This window comes from Desulfobaculum sp. SPO524, from assembly GCF_044987625.1.
In the GTDB taxonomy this organism is placed as follows: Bacteria; Desulfobacterota; Desulfovibrionia; order Desulfovibrionales; family Desulfovibrionaceae; genus Desulfobaculum.
The window spans coordinates 280,858-298,028 of record NZ_JBJDSB010000002.1 but is presented as its reverse complement, the minus strand read 5'-3'; the positions used below and the strand labels follow the sequence as shown (position 1 = coordinate 298,028).

17 protein-coding genes are annotated in these 17,171 nt (G+C 61.8%); 7 read left to right on the top strand and 10 right to left on the bottom strand.

Annotation, left to right across the window (positions count from 1 at the left end; translation table 11 throughout):
* Positions 1–70: 70 nt before the first annotated feature.
* Entirely contained in the window at positions 71–1,939 is a 1,869-nt protein-coding gene (locus ACI3L3_RS06930; RefSeq protein ID WP_404844385.1) for a protein-disulfide reductase DsbD family protein, read from the top strand.
* Positions 1,940–2,033: 94 nt separating this feature from the next.
* Here ACI3L3_RS06930 and ACI3L3_RS06925 read toward each other — a convergent pair whose 3' ends face one another.
* A complete protein-coding gene (locus tag ACI3L3_RS06925; protein ID WP_404844384.1) occupies positions 2,034–3,260 on the bottom strand; it encodes a M24 family metallopeptidase in 1,227 nt (408 codons plus the stop codon).
* A 234-nt stretch (positions 3,261–3,494) separates the two neighbouring features.
* Here ACI3L3_RS06925 and ACI3L3_RS06920 point away from each other — a divergent pair, with 234 nt between their 5' ends.
* Together ACI3L3_RS06920 and ACI3L3_RS06915 are read left to right on the top strand one after the other, a co-directional pair.
* Positions 3,495–3,812, top strand: coding sequence for a hypothetical protein (locus ACI3L3_RS06920; RefSeq protein WP_404844383.1), 318 nt, complete (start codon positions 3,495–3,497; stop codon positions 3,810–3,812).
* A gap of 133 nt (positions 3,813–3,945) precedes the next feature.
* Entirely contained in the window at positions 3,946–5,088 is a 1,143-nt protein-coding gene (locus ACI3L3_RS06915) for a murein transglycosylase domain-containing protein (protein WP_404844382.1), read from the top strand.
* A 145-nt stretch (positions 5,089–5,233) separates the two neighbouring features.
* On the opposite strand, the gene ACI3L3_RS06910 is transcribed toward ACI3L3_RS06915, so the two are convergent.
* The 3 genes from ACI3L3_RS06910 to mqnC form a co-directional block, all read right to left on the bottom strand.
* Positions 5,234–6,808, bottom strand: coding sequence for a PAS domain S-box protein (locus ACI3L3_RS06910; protein WP_404844381.1), 1,575 nt, complete (start codon positions 6,806–6,808; stop codon positions 5,234–5,236).
* Positions 6,809–7,010: 202 nt separating this feature from the next.
* Complete coding sequence (locus ACI3L3_RS06905; protein ID WP_404844380.1) at positions 7,011–7,406, bottom strand: hypothetical protein; 396 nt, start codon at positions 7,404–7,406, stop codon at positions 7,011–7,013.
* 2 nt (positions 7,407–7,408) lie between these two features.
* Entirely contained in the window at positions 7,409–8,437 is a 1,029-nt protein-coding gene (gene mqnC, locus ACI3L3_RS06900) for a cyclic dehypoxanthinyl futalosine synthase (RefSeq protein ID WP_404844379.1), read from the bottom strand.
* Positions 8,438–8,549: 112 nt separating this feature from the next.
* On the opposite strand from mqnC, the gene ACI3L3_RS06895 reads away from it, so the two are divergent.
* The 4 genes from ACI3L3_RS06895 to ACI3L3_RS06880 all read left to right on the top strand — a co-directional run bounded on the left by ACI3L3_RS06895 (position 8,550) and on the right by ACI3L3_RS06880 (position 10,856).
* On the top strand, positions 8,550–8,963 hold the full coding sequence (locus tag ACI3L3_RS06895) for a CoA-binding protein (RefSeq protein WP_404844378.1): 414 nt from the start codon (positions 8,550–8,552) through the stop codon (positions 8,961–8,963).
* Complete coding sequence (locus ACI3L3_RS06890; RefSeq protein ID WP_404844377.1) at positions 8,960–9,412, top strand: YkgJ family cysteine cluster protein; 453 nt, start codon at positions 8,960–8,962, stop codon at positions 9,410–9,412. The genes ACI3L3_RS06895 and ACI3L3_RS06890 overlap by 4 nt, the downstream gene beginning before the upstream one ends.
* Before the next feature lie 22 nt (positions 9,413–9,434).
* Entirely contained in the window at positions 9,435–10,244 is an 810-nt protein-coding gene (locus ACI3L3_RS06885) for a J domain-containing protein (protein ID WP_404844376.1), read from the top strand.
* 306 nt (positions 10,245–10,550) lie between these two features.
* On the top strand, positions 10,551–10,856 hold the full coding sequence (locus tag ACI3L3_RS06880) for a hypothetical protein (protein WP_404844375.1): 306 nt from the start codon (positions 10,551–10,553) through the stop codon (positions 10,854–10,856).
* 167 nt (positions 10,857–11,023) lie between these two features.
* Here ACI3L3_RS06880 and ACI3L3_RS06875 read toward each other — a convergent pair whose 3' ends face one another.
* From ACI3L3_RS06875 to coaE, 6 genes are all read right to left on the bottom strand, one after another.
* A complete protein-coding gene (locus ACI3L3_RS06875; RefSeq protein WP_404844374.1) occupies positions 11,024–11,224 on the bottom strand; it encodes a hypothetical protein in 201 nt (66 codons plus the stop codon).
* 56 nt (positions 11,225–11,280) lie between these two features.
* On the bottom strand, positions 11,281–11,733 hold the full coding sequence (locus ACI3L3_RS06870) for a metal-dependent hydrolase (protein ID WP_404844373.1): 453 nt from the start codon (positions 11,731–11,733) through the stop codon (positions 11,281–11,283).
* A gap of 806 nt (positions 11,734–12,539) precedes the next feature.
* Positions 12,540–13,700, bottom strand: coding sequence for a SufB/SufD family protein (locus ACI3L3_RS06865; protein ID WP_404844372.1), 1,161 nt, complete (start codon positions 13,698–13,700; stop codon positions 12,540–12,542).
* 25 nt (positions 13,701–13,725) lie between these two features.
* Entirely contained in the window at positions 13,726–14,496 is a 771-nt protein-coding gene (locus ACI3L3_RS06860; protein ID WP_404844371.1) for an ABC transporter ATP-binding protein, read from the bottom strand.
* Positions 14,497–14,608: 112 nt separating this feature from the next.
* Positions 14,609–15,349 carry a rhomboid family intramembrane serine protease gene (locus ACI3L3_RS06855; RefSeq protein ID WP_404844370.1) on the bottom strand — a complete coding sequence of 247 codons (741 nt, stop codon included), beginning with the start codon at positions 15,347–15,349 and terminating at the stop codon, positions 14,609–14,611.
* A gap of 127 nt (positions 15,350–15,476) precedes the next feature.
* Positions 15,477–17,165, bottom strand: a complete 1,689-nt coding sequence (gene coaE, locus ACI3L3_RS06850; RefSeq protein WP_404844369.1) for a dephospho-CoA kinase — start codon at positions 17,163–17,165, stop codon at positions 15,477–15,479.
* Positions 17,166–17,171 lie beyond the last annotated feature (6 nt).

Here is a 17,171-nt window from a genome sequence, read left to right as displayed (position 1 = left end):
CAAGCGAGGTGGAAAGTGCTCTTTTGGACAAAACTTGTCAACGGTTTTTTTTCAAATTACTTTGGAAACTATGAAACACACCACATTTCGCTCCATCGCGCCGCTTCTCGCCGCGCTTTTCATCTTCGTCGCCTTGGCCGTCGCCTCTGCTCCGGCGCATGCGGACGACGCTCCCCTCCCATATCGATGGGAGCTGTACGCCATGCCGTCAGACAGTCAGGACGCGCTCCTTGCCGTCTTGTGGATCACTCCTCCAGCAGGCACCCATGCTTATGGCAATCCCGCCGGCGACACGGGGCTGCCCACCACGCTGACCATGGCGGTGGAAGGTGAAGAGCCGCTCCCGGCGTTGTATCCTCCCGGCGACAAGCAAAACGACATCTACGACCCGACCAAAACCGTTTTCGTCTACGAGCACGAAACGCCCATTTTTATGCCCATCCCGGCACAGGTGGCGGAGCATGCCGACGCGCCACTCTCGGGACGGCTGTCCGCGCTGCTGTGTTCGGAGATCAACTGCCGCCCCATTAATACGGACATCACCCTCGACCTTGGTGAAGCCGCCCCCGCGGACCTGCCAAGCGCCAAAAGTGCCGTCTGGTGGCCCCTGTATACCAGCCTTGCCCAAGGCGGCGCTCCGGCGGCCGGCGATATTGCTGCGCCGTCCCCTGTGCTATCGCTAACCGGCGACGCGGAGCCAGCCCCGGCGCCAGAGTTCCAGCCACGCTATTTCAGCCCCGGACTGGAGGTCACCAGCATTGGCAAGGCGCTCATCTTTGCCTTTATCGCCGGGTTCATCCTCAACTTCATGCCCTGCGTTCTACCTGTGGTCAGCCTCAAGGTCTCCGCCCTGCTGGGCGGCGCGGGCGCGGAAAACGAAGCCCAACGCATCCACGCGTTCCGCGAACACAACGTGTTCTTCTCCCTTGGCATTTTACTCTACTTTGGATTCTTGGCCGCTGTGCTCAGCGCCCTTGGGCTGGCGTGGGGGCAACTGTTCCAGCAGCCGGGGCTGGTGCTTGGCGCTACCGCCGTGGTCTTTGCCCTGTCCCTGTCGCTGTTCGGCGTGTTTGACCTGCCGGTGGTGGACCTCAAAACCACCAACCCGTCGGGCAATCCGCGCATGCAGGCGATGTTTACAGGCATTCTCGCCACGCTTCTGGCCACCCCGTGCAGTGGGCCGTTTCTTGGCGGCGTACTGGGCTGGGTGCTTCTCCAGCCGCCGCTGGTCATTGCCTCGGTCTTTTTGTGCATTGGCCTTGGCATGAGCTCGCCCTTCCTGCTCATGGCGCTGCGTCCCGGTCTTGCCACGCACTTTCCACGTCCCGGCGGCTGGATGCGCTACCTTGAGGCTGGGGTTGGGCTGTTCCTTATGGCTACGTGCGTCTACCTCCTCAGTATTATCCCCGAGGCATGGCTCATCAGCGCCCTTGCCCTGCTGTGGGTTGTGGCCGTGGCCGCATGGATGTGGGGCAAGTGGACGAATCTGTCCCAGTCGCGCGTCAAGCGCTGGTCCATCCGCAGTGTGGCCGTAGCGCTGGTGCTCATCGCTTGGCCGCTGCTTATGCGGCCCGCAGCGCCAAACCCGTGGCTGGGCTACACCCCCGCGGCCTTCGAGAGCGCCCTTGGCGAAACGCCCATTGTTCTGGACTTTACCGCCGACTGGTGCCCCAACTGCAAGGCGCTGGAAAAGACCACCCTCACAAACGACAACCTGACGCGCTGGACTGAGGAATGGGACGTCAGCTTCATGCAAGCGGACCTGACGGAATCGAACCCTGAGGCCATGGCCCTGCTGCGCAGTCTGGGCAGTCAAAGCATCCCAGTGGTGGCCATCTTCCCGGCCGGCAAGGACGCCACACGGCCCGTGGTCCTGCGCGATATCTTTACGGAATCGCAGATGGACGCCGCACTGGCCGAAGCCCTTGGCGCGCCGTAGGCCCCCCGCCGTCTCCAAACGCACAAAGGGCGCGGAATATTCCGCGCCCTTTTGTGTTCCGTCAGTCCCCAGCCGTATTCAGACAAGCGGGCCGCTACGAATCAATGCACACAATGTCGTGCATGTCCCCAGTCAGACTGACGCCGCCATCCGCTGTAACTTCAAAGGTATTCTCCACACCCACCATACCAACGCCGGGGATGCCAAACTTCGGCTCCAGCGCGAGGACCATGCCCTCCTCCAGCGGCGTGCGGACCTTTTTCGCCACGGGCGGGAATTCATCAATCACCAGCCCGATGCCGTGCCCCACAAAGGGCACCTTGTTGTCACCAAGACCCATGAATCCACCAGCAAGCCCCTCGCGCTCCGCCCACGCGACGCAGTGCATATAAAGATCTTCGGGGATGGCTCCGGGACGCAGGTTTTCGGCCAGCCAGTCCTGCACGTTTTTGCAGAACTCATGCCCCACGCGCACGGCCTGCGGCACCTCATCCGGCGTTCCGGCAAAGTAGACTTGCGTTTTATCCGTCACATATCCTTCGAGGCAAAAGCCAATATCGCAGGCGAGCACCTCGCCCCGCTTCCACACCTTACCCGCGTAGCCCATGACCGGAATGGCCGGATGCTCGCCGCGCAGGCCAAGGGGACCGTTAAACACGCTGGGGTAGTTGCCGCTGTCTCCAGCCGCCACATGCCCCAGAAACGTCTCCTCGCCGGGATTCCCCATACGCAGGGGACCGCCGTGCCCAAGCTCAAAGAACACATTCCACGCCGCGTGGGAGACCTCCCGCTCGGTCATGCCCGCGTGGAGCATCTCCGGCAGCACCTCGGCAAGGGCAAAGTTATGCCGCTCGCCGCACAGGCGCATCTTTGCCAGCTCCCACGCCGTCTTGCGCGAACGGGCGAAGCCCAGCGCGGCGTCTCCCGGCAGCAATGTTACGCTCGCAAGGGCCGAGCGCAGCTTGTCACCCATGGTCCACGGCAGGCCGTTCATTTCCACGGCTACCGTCGACGCCAGCGTGCCCCCGCATTCCGCCACCGCCCCGGCTATGTCGCGGTAGCTGCGGTATGGCGCCATGGCGGCAACGGACGATTCCAGCCGCGCCCGCTCCATGCCCTTGCGAACAAGGAGCACAGGCTCCCCCTCGCGCGGGAGCCAGAACAGGCCGTTCATCCACGACCCGGACAGCCAATAGATGGCCGTACGCGACGTTGCCAAAAGGCCGCCCGCCTCGGGGACCATCTGTGCAAGGGCCTCGCGGCAACGCTGCCAGCGCAGCGCAAGTTCCTCGCGCGGTATCGTTTCAAGCGCCGTTGTCATAGTGATTCTCCTTGGCAGATTCACCAAAATTTTCTCATGCTCTGCGAATGGCCCGTCATACGCCACAATGAGATGCATACGCAACCACTTGCACGGATTGGCATTCCCAGCCGCGCTTGCCATGGCTCCCGCGCTAGTATACGAACTCCCGTCCGCATCGCGACACTTTCCCCGGGCGCTTCGGCCCGGAGCACAGCATATTTGCCCCGACACGAGCATCCATCAGGAGGACATATGGATTTCGACTGGCTCATGAAAGCCAGAGACTACCTGCGTGTGGCGAGCCATACGCCCGGTGATCTCAAGATTAAGGTCAACCCCGCCATCCTTTCCGCCCCCGGCTTTTCCGGTCTGCCCAAGTTCGACGAGCTGCCAAGCGGCATCGACGACGTGAAGGTAAACATCTTCACCCAGACCATCCACGTGCGCTACCAGCCAGACGTCATCCCCACGGAGCTGCTGGACGAACTGCTCTCCACCACGGATACCCAGCGCGCCAAGGCCATTACGACGGACCTGCAAACCCGCCTCGGCGTCACGCTCCTGTCCTAAACACGCCGCGGCATTCTGCCAGACATCATCCGGGGCCGCCCCGCGGCCCCTTGAATTCCCGGACAATTCCGCTACAGTCCGGGCTATGAAAGCCGTCACCACCACCCGCACCCGTCTGCTCAGGAATATTTGTTTGGGCGCAGCCTGCGTCATTCTCCTTGGCTGCACCAGCTCCGACGCCTACCGCCTTGCCCGCATCGCCACCAGTGGCGACCCGGCCGCCGTGCAGTCCCTTGCCGCGGAAAAGGCCGCCCGCTACGCTGCCAACCCCAAAAAGCTGAAGGCCGACATCCTCGCCTTCAAAAAACGCATTGAGGAATTCCGCGACGCCATCGACGGCGTGTGGGGCAAAAAGGAACGGCGCGAACCAACGCCAAAGACCTACGTCAAATATACCGAAGGCTACAAATCCCGCGCGCTGGTGGACTTTGACGCAGGGCGCGTCACCGTGGAAACGGTGGACACAACCGCCCCGCTGGACAGCCTGAAGCAGGCCGTGGTGGCAACGGTCCTCGCCCCCGGCGACCCACGCGCCGTGGACCTCTACTCCGCGGGCGAGGTCACCTACGGCGCAACGCCCTTCCTCTACAAAGAAGTGCTGGACCAGGACGGCAAGGCCATCCGCTGGCAATGGCGCGCCAACCGCTTTGCGGAGCACCTTGTTAGCACCTCCCTCTCCACGCGCCGTCTGGACAACGGCCACGGCACGGCGCGTTCGGTCAGCTTTCCGCTGGTGAAGGACCACCTGCACATCCGCGCGCGAAAGTACGCCTCCCTTGTGGCCAGCCGCAGCAAGCGCTTTGGCGTCAGCCGCAACCTCATCTACGCTGTCATCAAAACGGAAAGCGATTTCAACCCCTTTGCCGTCAGCGGCGCGCCGGCCTTTGGCCTGATGCAGATTGTGCCCACCAGTGCAGGCGCGGAAGTGAACCGTATGCTCCACGGCAGCACCACGCCGCCCAGCCGGGACTTCCTGTTCAAGCCGGACAACAACATCACCTTTGGTTCCGCCTATCTGCACATTTTGGATACGCGCCACCTCGCCAAAATCACCAACCCGCTCACACGGGAGTATTGCGTCATTGCCGCCTATAACACCGGCGCGGGCAACGTGCTGCGGACCTTTAGCTCCAACCGCTCCACAGCGGTACGGCGCATCAATGCCATGCGCCCGTCCGAGGTCTACGCCAAGCTGCGCGCCCACCTGCCCTACGCGGAGACGCGCCGCTACATCAAAAAGGTGCTGGACGCCAAAAAGCTCTTTATCGGCGCCTGACCCGCGCCCAAGGGCGGCACCGTCACGGCGGCCAGCCCGCCCCTGCGACCAGTACCGTCATTCTCCCCACTGCACGCAAAAGCGCCGCGCCCCGGATAACCCGGCGGCGCGGCGCTTCTTTTGCGCTGTCTGGCCCCTTTCGCGGCTAAAAGCACCCGGAGGGCGGCAACGGCAATCGCACGCGCATGGTGGTCCCCTCCGCCTTGGTGGACGTGTAGGAAATGCTGCCCCCAAGGGTCTGCACCACAAGGCGCGCGCAGTACGCGCCAAGGCCGGTGCCGTCCTTCTTGCCCTCGGTGATGAACTTGTCGAACAGGGTATCGCGAATCTTGTCCGGCACCATACCCATATTGTGGATGCTGACGCAGCAGCTCTTGTCTTCGTTAAAATGAATGTGCACATGCTCGCCCGGCGGCGAGGCTTCCACCGCGTTTTGCACCAAATGGTACAGCAGCGCCCAGCACAGAAGCCGCTCGCCAATCACAAAGAACCCCGCTCCCGGTCCCGCCAGCACGCCGCGAATGCGCACGTCCGCCTTCACCTTATGCGCGGACAGCGTGGTCTCCAGTTCGGTCAGCACCTCGGCCAGCAGGGGTAGCAGGTCAATGCGCTGGGCCTTCACAGTATAGGCGCCGCGCTCCATGCGATACATCGCCAGCGAAAGGTTGATCATGTTGAGCATGGTATTGCCCGAGTGCTCGATAACACGCAGGCTTTCCACCTGATCATCAGTCAGATTTTCATCATCCTGCAGCAGGTTGGCGAGGCCGACCACAGCGTTGAGCGGCGACTTGAGGTCGTGGCGGGTGATGCGTTCCACTTCCTCGCGCAGGTTCTCCGCCATTTTGCGCTCCGAGATGTCCACCTCAAAGCCCATGGACGACAGGACATTGCCCTGCCCGTCACGAATCTGCTTCACGCTTTTGGACACCCAAAACGTGGAGCCATCCGCATGGCGGACAAGGCATTCAAAGTCGTCCACCGCGCCCCTTTCGGCCAGTGCGCGTTGCAGGGCGTCGCGCTGCTTCTGATCCACAAACAGCTCGCTCGGGTCCTTGACGCCCAGCTCCATTTCATCGGGCGAGGCAAAGCCGTACATCCGCGCAAGGCGCAGGTTCACATGCTCAAAGCGTCCGCCCGTCCCGGTCTGATAGATGCCAACGGGAGCCGCATCGAACAGCGCGCGGAACTGCTGCTCCGCCTTCTTTCTGTCCTCCCAGAACTGCATGCCCTGCGACATGTCCTCGCAGAACATGAGCACAAGGTCCGGCGGACACGCGGCGTAAGAAAAGCGCATATGCAGGCGGCGCGCAGGCTGGGTGCGCGTGGTATAGCGCATCTCGCGCACAATGCGCTCGCCGCTGTGGTAGGCGCGTTCAAGGTCGAGGGAAATTTCGGGATGGTCGGGATAGAGAGTGGTGCTGGTGAAGCCGATGCGGCTATTGGCGGTGGAGCCGAAGAAGTTCACGGCCTCGGCATTGAAGTCCACAAGCACGAACTCGCCGTCTGTATAGCGCCACGTTACCGTCGGAAGGGGAATCCCGTTCAGGAGCGTTTGATACTGGCTGCTGCCCAGCGCATCGGCCACACCCATTCCTTGCTCGCGCCTCTGGGGCGGGCCGGGCAAGGTGTCGCCATTGCGCCGTCTAGACGCTTCGCTCTTGTCTTTAGGTTTCAGGGCGATAAGAACGCCCTGCTCCATCTTGGGATCACTGGGCATCGCGCTTCCCCGCATCAACTGGACTTATGGCATTTCAACTCCTTGGAACAGACAATCGGCAATTGTTATCTGTAATACCATGAACAGCCCATCGTCACAAGCGGGCCGTGGGTTTCGGCTGTTGATAACAAGGCTAAACAACGGGGAATATGCGCCCGCAATTATGCTGCGCTACACAAAAATGGCGGCTGACGGGCAGAAGCTACGGACGGGAGAGGAGCGCCGCGCAGCGGGGGGTCACGGCAAGGATGAGCAAAAAGACGGGGAACAGGCTTCCGGCGGTGAGGTCATACTCAGCCACCAGCGCGGCAAGGGGCCGCTCAAACACCAGCCGCCCAAGGCCAAGGTGCAGGGCAACGGACAGCGCCGCCCACATCACCCCCATCCGCCACAGCAAGGCGGGCGCGGCGTCAAAGCGGCGCAGCAATCGATGGGTCAGCAGCACCACGCACGCCGTCAGCGCCACCAAGTGCACATACTGCGCGCCCGGCCCCAACGCAGGCTGGGTCCACGCCGCGCGCACCGCACCGGACGCCGCCCCAAGCAGGACAAATCCCGCCCAGAGCAGCATCCCACGAAGAAAAAACGCCGTGTGCACGGTTACTCCATCAAGGTGTAGTCCATGCGCCGGCGGCATGGGGTGAACCCTGCGGACTCCACCAGATGGCGCAGTTTGCCCTCCGGCAGGCGGAAGTGCACGCCGGCGGCGGCCACCACGTTCTCTTCAATCATGGTGGAGCCAAAGTCATTGGCGCCCCAGAACAGCGCAAGCTGACCGATAAGCGGTCCCTGCGTCACCCACGAGGCCTGCACGTTGTCGATATTGTCCAAATACAGGCGCGAGAGGGCCAGCATTTTGAGGTATTCCTCACTGGACGCCTCCGGGCGCGGCAGGCGGGTGTTGTCGGGCTGGAAGGTCCACGGGATGAACGCCGTAAAGCCGCCCGTTTCGTCCTGCAGGGTACGCAGGCGGTCCAGATGCTCAATGCGCTCCTCAATGGTTTCGCCTTCGCCAAACATCATGGTGGCGGTGGTGCGCAGCCCCTGAAGGTGCGCCTCGCGCATGACCTCCAGCCACTGGTCCGCCGTGGCTTTACGCGGGGAGACGTCCTCGCGCACACGGTCCACAAGGATTTCCGCGCCGCCGCCGGGGATGGAATCCAGCCCCGCGGCCACCAAACGGCGGATGACTTCGCCGTGCCCAAGGCCGCTCTCCTGCCCCAGGTACCAAATCTCGGACGGTGAGAAGCCATGCACGGCCACCTGCGGGAAGCGCTCCTTCAAAAAGGACAGCATCCCCTCATAGAATTCCATATCGAGGTCCGGATGCATGCCGCCCTGCAGCAAAATCTGGTAGCCGCCGAGGTCCACGGTCTCCTGCACTTTGGCCGCAAGCTCCTCGCGGCTGAGGACGTAGCCGCCCTCGTCGCCCGGCGCACGGAAAAACGCGCAGAACTTGCACCCGGAGATGCACACGTTGGTGTAGTTGATATTGCGGTCAACGATATATGTCACCCGGCTGTCCGGATGCTTTTGCATCCTGCGGGCATGCGCCATGCGGCCAAGGCTGAACACCGATTCCTGCTTCAGCAGCGCAAGCGCCGCCTGCGGAGTCAAACGCTCCTGCATATTTGTCTCCCTCCCGGGTTGCTTGACGATTACGACAAATTCACGGACAACAAAGGCCCGGCGGGCCAGACATTGGCGCATCCGAAAGATTTTCGCAACCATGGAGTCGCGGATGATTCTCTTCGACGACACGCTCAAAAACCTGCTGTCGCAGGTTCGGACCATTGCCATCATCGGTGCCAAAGACAAGGCGGGGCAACCCGTCGATATGGTGGGACGCTACCTCATAGAGGCCGGCTTTACCATCTATCCCGTGCACCCCAAGCGCACCGGCGTCTGGGGGCTTGCCACCTATCGCAGTCTTGCGGACATCCCCGGCGAGATTGACCTTGTTGATGTTTTCCGCGCGCCCGCGTATTGCCCGGACCACGCCCGGGAGTGCGCCGCACTGCCAAAGGCCCCGCTCCTCTTCTGGATGCAATCCGGCATCGTCAGTAACGACGCCGTGGATATACTGAACAACACGCCGACCAGCGTTGTGCAGGACCGCTGCCTCATGGTCGAGCACAGGAGACTTCTTCGATGAACAAGGACGTCAAGGCGTTCGAGTGCCGCATGTGCGGCCACTGCTGCAAGGGAGAAGGCGGCATCGTTATGGCCGCCAAGGACCAGCGCCGTCTGGCCGACCATCTCGGCCTGCCGCTTGAGGACTTCCTCTCCCGCTACACCCGCACCTGCGGCGGCAAGATTATCCTCATCACCGGAGACGACGACTACTGTATCTTCTTCCGGCAGGGCGAAGGATGCCACGTTCACCCCGGACGTCCGGACATCTGCCGCGCGTGGCCCTTCTTCAAGGGCAACATCGTTGACGCCATGAGCTGGGAAATGATTCAGGAATACTGTCCCGGCGTCCGCGCCGAGGCCGGACACGACGAATTCCGCAGACAAGGCATCGAATACATCAAAAGCCTGAACATCGAGTGCGACGACAACGACGCGCCCGAGGCACTGACGAATATCATCCCGTCCTGAACCACCATACACCGGGGGCCCTGTGAACGTCCGTGACTGTTACAAGATTCTTCGTCTCAAACCCGGGGCGTCCTTGCACGAGGTCAAATCCGCCTACCGCAAAAGGGCCTTCGAACTCCACCCGGACCTCAATCCCAACAACCCCAAGGCCGCAACGGATTTTCAGCGCCTGAACGAAGCCTACGTCATCCTCACCGAGGCGTTGAAGGATCAGCCGCAAGAGCCACCACGCAGCCGCAAGACCTCAAAAAGCGCAGACCACAAGGCCAAAGCCTCGCGCGAGGAAGGCGCACGCCGCTACAAAAAGCAGTCCGAGGCCAAGCCCCCGCCGCCGCCACCCGGCGGCGCACGCCAAAAGCCCCGGCGCGAGGCCGAACCCACAGGCGGCTTCCACTTCAAGCAGGAAGACGTGCTGAAAAACATCCTCAACGACCCCTTCGCCCGCAAGGTCTTTGAGGACATCTACAGCCAAATCAAAAAGGCTGGCACCGCCCCGCGCCGCAACGCCACCGTCAAAAACCGCAGTCTCAGCCTGCGCCTTGGCAGTGCGGAGATGAACCTCAACCTGCGCGGCGGCCCGATACAATGGATGAAAGGCTGGTTGCAAAAGCAGATGGACGACGAACAAACCGTCCATCTCCTTCCCAGCCAGCTTTTGCCCGGTTGCGTCGTGCGTCTGCAAATCCGGCGCGGATTCTCGGACAAGCCCATGACCATTGAGGTGCCCCTGCCCCCGGACTTTGTGGCAGGCCGCCCGCTGCGTCTGCGCGGCCTTGGGCGCAAGATAGGTCCCATCAAGGGCGACCTGTACCTCCGGCTGATGGCGCGCTAACCGGGCGTGCACCCTGCTCATCCACGGTCTCAGCCCGCACACGGCACGGCGCACATCCCCGTGGACACAGCGTCAAATTTATCCACACGTGCAGCAGCTTACCACTGTGCGCCCCGCCACACGAAAAGCCTTGACGCAGAAGGGGCACGACCCTTTTCGTGCATGCAAGGCATCGTGCGCGCCACCACGCACAATGAAAAAAAGATTTGAAATCCTCCTTCGTCCATGCGAGGGAAGCGGTCACGCCTGCGCTCAAGCATTGAGCACAGGCCCACGAGAGCGAAGAACAGCAAAGGAGGGTGTTTCATGGCCGAGACTATCGACGAAATCACAATCAATTGGGAAGACGAAGACGGCCGTCTTGTCGTCAAGGAGCTGAAAAAGGAAGTCCTGACCAAAGGCTCCTGGACCACCATCGTCTTCCTGTATCAGGAAATGGACAAAAGGACCGAAGAATACAAGGCCCCCAAAGTCCGCGTAGGACGTTACCAGAAGCGTGGCGGGCACTACATTCAGCAGTCCAAGTTCAATATATCCTCCGCCAAGCAGGCACGACAGCTCGTGGACATTCTGTCCAGCTGGTTCGACGATATGGACGCCGCGGCCTCCTAAGGCCACCGCGCACCAATCGCCGCCACAGGCGGCCCTATCACGACTCTGCGCCTGCCGTGGTGACCGGCACCCGCCACCAGCACGGCATACGAAAAAAGGCACGATGACCAAACGTCATCGTGCCTTTTTTCGGATTGGGCGCAGCGGGTAATGTGCGCTCAGGCGGACTAGTACTCCGCCGAGTTGCGTTGTGGATTGGGATGCGGCTCCCAGTACTCGCACGAGCCACAGGCCTCGGTGGGGCACTCCGCCCCGCCTTCCCTGACAGCCTGCTTGGGTCTATAGCGGCACAGACCCTCGACGTCGCAGAGGATTTCCTTCCCCTCAGGAGCCAGCCAATACAGACAACGGGCACACAGTTTTCGCATGAATCCCCCCAACTGGCGAGGTGCCGCCAAAGCAGCCCCCGCATTCTTTTCGAAACCTACAATACCCAGTCCAGAACAAGGTGCGAAAAGTACCCAATGACCGCGGCGGCGTAGTACGGCGCCAGCACCTCAACCCCGGTGCCAAAAAAGCAATACGGCAAAAGCAGAATCGGAAGCGGCACGATGAGCATGGCCCACCATGTATGCGTCCACCCCCGGTGCTGCCCCACTGCCGGGAGCATGGCAACAAAGCCGAGTATCGCGGCCCAACGGTATTTTCCAAACCACAAAAGCGTAAGGTCCGCCACGACGAGAATGGCGTAAAACAGGCGCTGCCCCTTAGAATCCGTATCCACGTCGGGGAAAAGCGCCGTCAGCGTCGCAATCGCCATGAGGGCCACGCCCTGCACGGGTTCCGGCTGGTACATGGGCAACCACAGGGCAAGAGAAAGCCACACGCCGCCAGCGGCAAGCGTCCCGCCAACAACGTGTCCTTGATATCCGGGCATCAGGCCTGACCTCGGTCCGATTGTCTGGTTCTTGTCCAGTTCTGTGCATCCATGTTGACCTCTTTCCGGTCACACACCCGGGTGACCGAGTCAGACTTTTTACTCCTCCCGCTACACAAAGACAAGCGCGTCAGCCCCCTTTCAAACGAATTCCCGCCAAGTGCGAAATTTCACACGGCGGTGCCTTTTGCGGGGCCGGGTCGTTACGCCGCATTCAAGAGGTTAGCTCCGCTGGTTTAAGGGCGTTGCCCTTAAAAATCCCAAGGTTTTCGGGCTGGAAGCCAGCCCGAAAAAAGGCCTCTGCGCTGCCGCACCCATGGACAGTCCCCCGCCCTGCTCAAAGCTGACGTAAAGCCATGATTGCTGCCGCGTGGGCCGTGGGAGACGTGGCGTATAAACAGGATTCTTAAGGATGAAATCCTTAAGCCTGCGGAGCACAAAGAGGGTGGCAGAGACGACGTGGTCGTTACGCCGCATTCAAGAGGATGCCTTCGGCGACTCAAGGGGTGCGACCCCTTAAAAATCCCAAGGTTTTCGGGCTGGAAGCCAGCCCGAAAAAAGGCCTCTGCGCTACCGCGCCCACGGACAGTCCCCCGCCCTGCTCAAAGCTGACGTATAGCCATGATCGCAACCGCGTGGGCCGTGGGAGACGTGGCGTATGAACAGGATTCTTAAGGATGAAATCCTTAAGCCTGCGGAGCACAAAGAGGGTGGCACTCCCACCAACACCAACCACACGACAAAAAAAGGCGCCCCGGTCCGCTGACCGGGGCGCCTTGAGAAGCACGGATGCTCTGCACGCGTCGCTACATGGCGTCGCTGGCGTCGAGCTGGTTAATCTGCTCTTCGATGGCGGTCTGCAGTTCGCTGGGCAGGCCGTCCATTTCGACGTTGAGGAAACCGCGCACGATGGTGGACGTTGCTTCGTCCTCATCGAGACCACGGGCCTGCAGGTATTCGATTTCTTCCTGCGCGATTTTGCCGACGGCGGCCTCGTGGGAGAGCTCCACGCCTTCGAGATGACCGTCCAGCTCGGGGATGGCGTGAATGCGGCCATCGCCAAGGATAAGGCCCTTGCACTCCAAGTGTCCGCGCGCGGGCACGGCTTTGGCGGAGATGCGACCGGGGGCCACGATGGTGCCGCCGGTGGTCAGGGTGCGGGAAATAATCTCGCCGCGGGTGTCCGGGGCGTTGAGGTTCAGCACGCCGCCGGAGTTCACGTAGGAGCCTTTGGGCGCGACGATGACGGAGTTCAGACGCGCGCGGGCGCCGGCGCCGTCGAGGTCGATGATGGGGCTGGACTGCAGATTGCCCACGGGCTTCATGAGCACGTAGTTGTTCTGGAACTCGCCGCCAGCCTGAATGACGCCGCGGGTGCGGGGGCGCACGACGACTTCTTCGCCCCAGTTGTGAATCATGGTGAAGGTCAGCTTGGCGTTCTTGCCGATGTAGAACTCGGAGATGCCAAGATGGGCCGCAGCTTCTGTGGCGCTGGAAACGGCGCAGCCGGTAATGAGGTGCAGCTCGGAATCGTCCTCAACGATGACGATGTTGTGCACGTTCTGGCCGACTTTGTTGCCCTTCATGAACAGGCAGGACTGCACGGGCGCGGTGAGCTTGGCGCCCTTTTCGGTACGGATAAAGTAGCCGCCGTGCAGGTTCTCGCGGGCGGCGCGGGTGAACTCATCCTTGTCCGGGTCCATGAGGTTCCAGTAATGCTGGGGCAGGCCGTCGTATTTCTTGAGGGCGGCCTTGATGTCCATGAGTTCAACGCCCTGCTGCGTGGTGGTGCAATGCACGGCGCTGTGGTTCATGTGCAGAAAGCTTCCGGCGCGGTCCTGCTCGTTGACATCCACACCTGCCATGAGCAGCCGCTTCTTGTCTGCGGGGTCCAGCGTCCGCAGGTCCTCAATAGACGCGGATTCCGCGCCCGAGAACGAAAAATCGGACAGATTGACGTCTTTCATATCTCTCTCCGCAAAGGCGTTGTCGTTATTTGGTCAGACAGCGAACGCATTCCTGATAGCCGTACTTGCCCACATGCTCCAGAATGTCGCGGGGGCGGGCTTCACAGCACAGATGGCCGTTGTACATCACCTGACCACGGTCAGCGTTGATGTAATCAAGAATGTAGCCGGTGTGGGTGATGATGAGTCCGGAGCGCTTGTGGCTGGACTTCATCTCCTTCATGGACAATTCGGGATGCGGGGTCACGAAACCGTCCAGCAGCTTGCGCGCGGTCTTGCCGATGAGCTTCATGTTCTCAAGGTCCACGCCGGATTCAGGTTCGTCAAAGAGGACGAGGTCCGGGGACTGAGCCATAAGCTGGAGCAGCTCGGAACGCTTAATTTCGCCACCGGAGAACCCGGCGTTGATGTCGCGGTCGAGGAAGCTGGAAAAATTGACGCGCTCGGCGAGGTCGTCAACGGGCGTGGTGCCGTTGTGCCCGTGGAGGCCACACATTTCCACGAGGTTGCGGGTCTTCAGGCCGTGAATCGTCGGCGGACGCTGGAACGACATGCCGATGCCAAGGCGCGCACGTTCGTGAATGGGCGCGTAGGTGATGTCGTGCCCCTTGAACAGGATACGGCCACCCGTGATGGAGTAGTTTCCAAAACCCATCAGCGTCATCAAGAGCGTGGTCTTGCCGGAGCCGTTGGGGCCGAACAGGATGAACGTCTCACCCTCGGCAATGTGCAAGTCAATGCCCTTCAGCACTTCCTTGTCGCCGATATTTACGTGGAGATCTTCGATTTTCAGCATATCGCGGTTCCTTTCGGTGGTTTCTCGCAACGGCACGTAAGCCCGAAGCGCCCCAAAGACATAATCAGAATCTGAAAAATGTCCACTCTCGTATGGGCGGTGACGGCCGTTTTCAATGCCGCCTGCGCGAGCGCGCGGCTCCGGGGTCGCCCTCGGGAATCCGGCAAAAATAGCAGCGTCCCTTCATGCGAAATGCGGGCAATAGCACCATTCCGGCCACAAAGCCCCCGGCATGCGCCCACCACGCAATGCCGCCGCCCTGCTCCGGCGAAATGGCGGAAAACACCCCGGAAAAGAATTGTGAAAAGAACCACACGCCAAGGTACACAATGGCCGGAATCTCAATAATGAAGGGAATGATGACGATGGGAATAACGGTAATGACGCGAGCGTGAGGGTAGAGCAAAAAATACGCCCCCATCACCCCGGCGATGGCCCCGCTGGCCCCCACCACGGGCACCTGCGAATGCAGGTTGAACAACATATGCGCCACCAGCGCGGCCAGCCCGCACAGCAGATAAAAGAGCACAAACCGCACCGGGCCCATCACATCCTCAATGTTGTCCGCAAAAATCCACAGCGTCCACATGTTGACGATGAAATGCATCCAACTGCCGTGCAGAAACATGTAGGAAAAAAAGGCGTAGAATCCGCCGGGCGGATAGCCCAAACTGCTGGCGAGAACGGGGTCGGCAAAGCGCGAGGGCACCACGCCCAGCAGATGAAACATCAGCGCGGCTTCACGCTCGGGCATATAGATGGTGAAGGCAAAGACGATGGTGTTCGCGACAATGAGCGCCCAAACCGCGTAGGGCTTGTGCACGCGGGGGATATTGTCGCGAATGGGGAACATGAAGGGCCTCCCTGCTTGCGTTACGAAGTGTTAAGCCAACGTCACGGGACGGCAGGAGCACGGCGCGCCCGGGGACAGGCGGCTCATCCGCCCGCCCCGGTCCATACGCGCAGTCAAAAACCGTGCTCTACGAGGCTGTCGCGTCCGCGCCGGCGGAGGCGTCTTTATCGCCGCTCCACAGCGCCATAATACGCTGGTGCTCGCGCTCCTCATCGGCGCGCCTGTCGGCGTCGATACGCTGGAGCAGACGCTGGGCTTCGGCGTGCAGGTCATCCAAGGTGCCGCTGTTGTCCACCACATGGGCGCAGCGGGCCAGCTTGTCAGCCTCGGACCACTGCCACGCCTCCAGCGCGGCCATGGTGGCCTCGTCCCAGCCCCGGTCTTCCAGTCTGCCACGGCGGACGGCCTCGGGGCAATGCACACCAACAACCATATCCACAATTCCCCGCTCGTCCCAGCCGCCTTCGACCAAAAGCGGCACCTCGGCAACGGCAACGGGAGCGTCCGCATGCTGCGCCCAAAACTCCTCAAGCCGGTGCTGCACAAGGGGATGCACAATGTCGAGCACCTCGCGCCGGAAGTCCTCGGACTGGCGCATCCCGGCAAACAGACGGCCCTTGGCCACAGGCTCGCCATCCGGGGCGAACTCCTCGCCAAAGCGGCGGCGGACAAGTGTCCAGCCGTCCTCGCCGTGCTCGTAGAGCGCGGCAACGGCATCGTCGGCGCTAAAGACCGGCACCCCGGCCTCACGCAAAAAGCCCGACAGCGCGGACTTGCCGCAACCGGGCATGCCCACCACGCCAACGCGAACCGTGGTCCGCGCCAGCGTAAACAGCAGGCGGCGGAAATCCTCGGGCGGCTCAAGCACAAAGCGCATGTCCTGTTCCGTCTCGGGATGCGTGAAGCCAAGCCGCCACGCATGCAGCATCTGGCGGGGAGCAAGGGATGCGTCATGGCCGGAGTCGCGCAGCCACTCCTTGTGCTGGCGCGCGCCGTAGATGGCATCGCCCATGAGCGGATGGCCGATGTGGGCCATGTGCACACGAATCTGATGCGTGCGCCCGGTGTAGATGTGCACCCGCACAAGGCTGGCCTGCCCGTCAGGGCTGGACCACAAAACTTCCCACTCGGACAGCGCCTCACGCCCGCCCTTGTCCACCACGGCCATCTTGGTCTTGCTTTTGGGGTCGCGGCCGATGGGGGCGTCGATGGTGCCGGTCTGTCGGCCCGAGGACTCGTCCTGCGGCACGCCATGGACAATGGCAAGATAGTCCTTGTCCACATCACGCCCAGCAAAGGCGGCGCTGAGGGCAAGGCGCGTCTTTTCATCAAGGGCCACAAGCAGCAGTCCAGAAGTGTCCTTGTCGATGCGGTGGACAACGCCGGGGCGCTCGCCCTCCATGCTCATTATGGCGGGAAAGTGATGCGCCAAGCGGTTCACAAGGGTGCCGCTTGGCTGCGCGGGGGCGGGATGAACCGTCAGCCCCCACGGCTTGTTGACCACCACAAGGTGCTCATCGGCGTGGATAACGTCCAAGGGCGCATCCTCCGGCGCAAGCTCCGCCGAGGGGAGGTCCACCGTAAGGGCGATGGTCTCGCCGCCGGAGAGCTTGAGCTTGGGCTTGCGGGCCACTTCGCCGTCCACGCTGGCGCTGCCGGACTTGATAAGGCTTTGAATCTTGCTGCGCGAGAGGCCGCCGTCCTTGAAGGCCGAGGACAAAAACACATCCAGCCGCTCACCGGCCATGGTCCGGGGGACCACAGCACTCCAGACGCCATTCTCGCTGACGTCGCCGGTAGGTCTATCGCTTTGCATACTCTG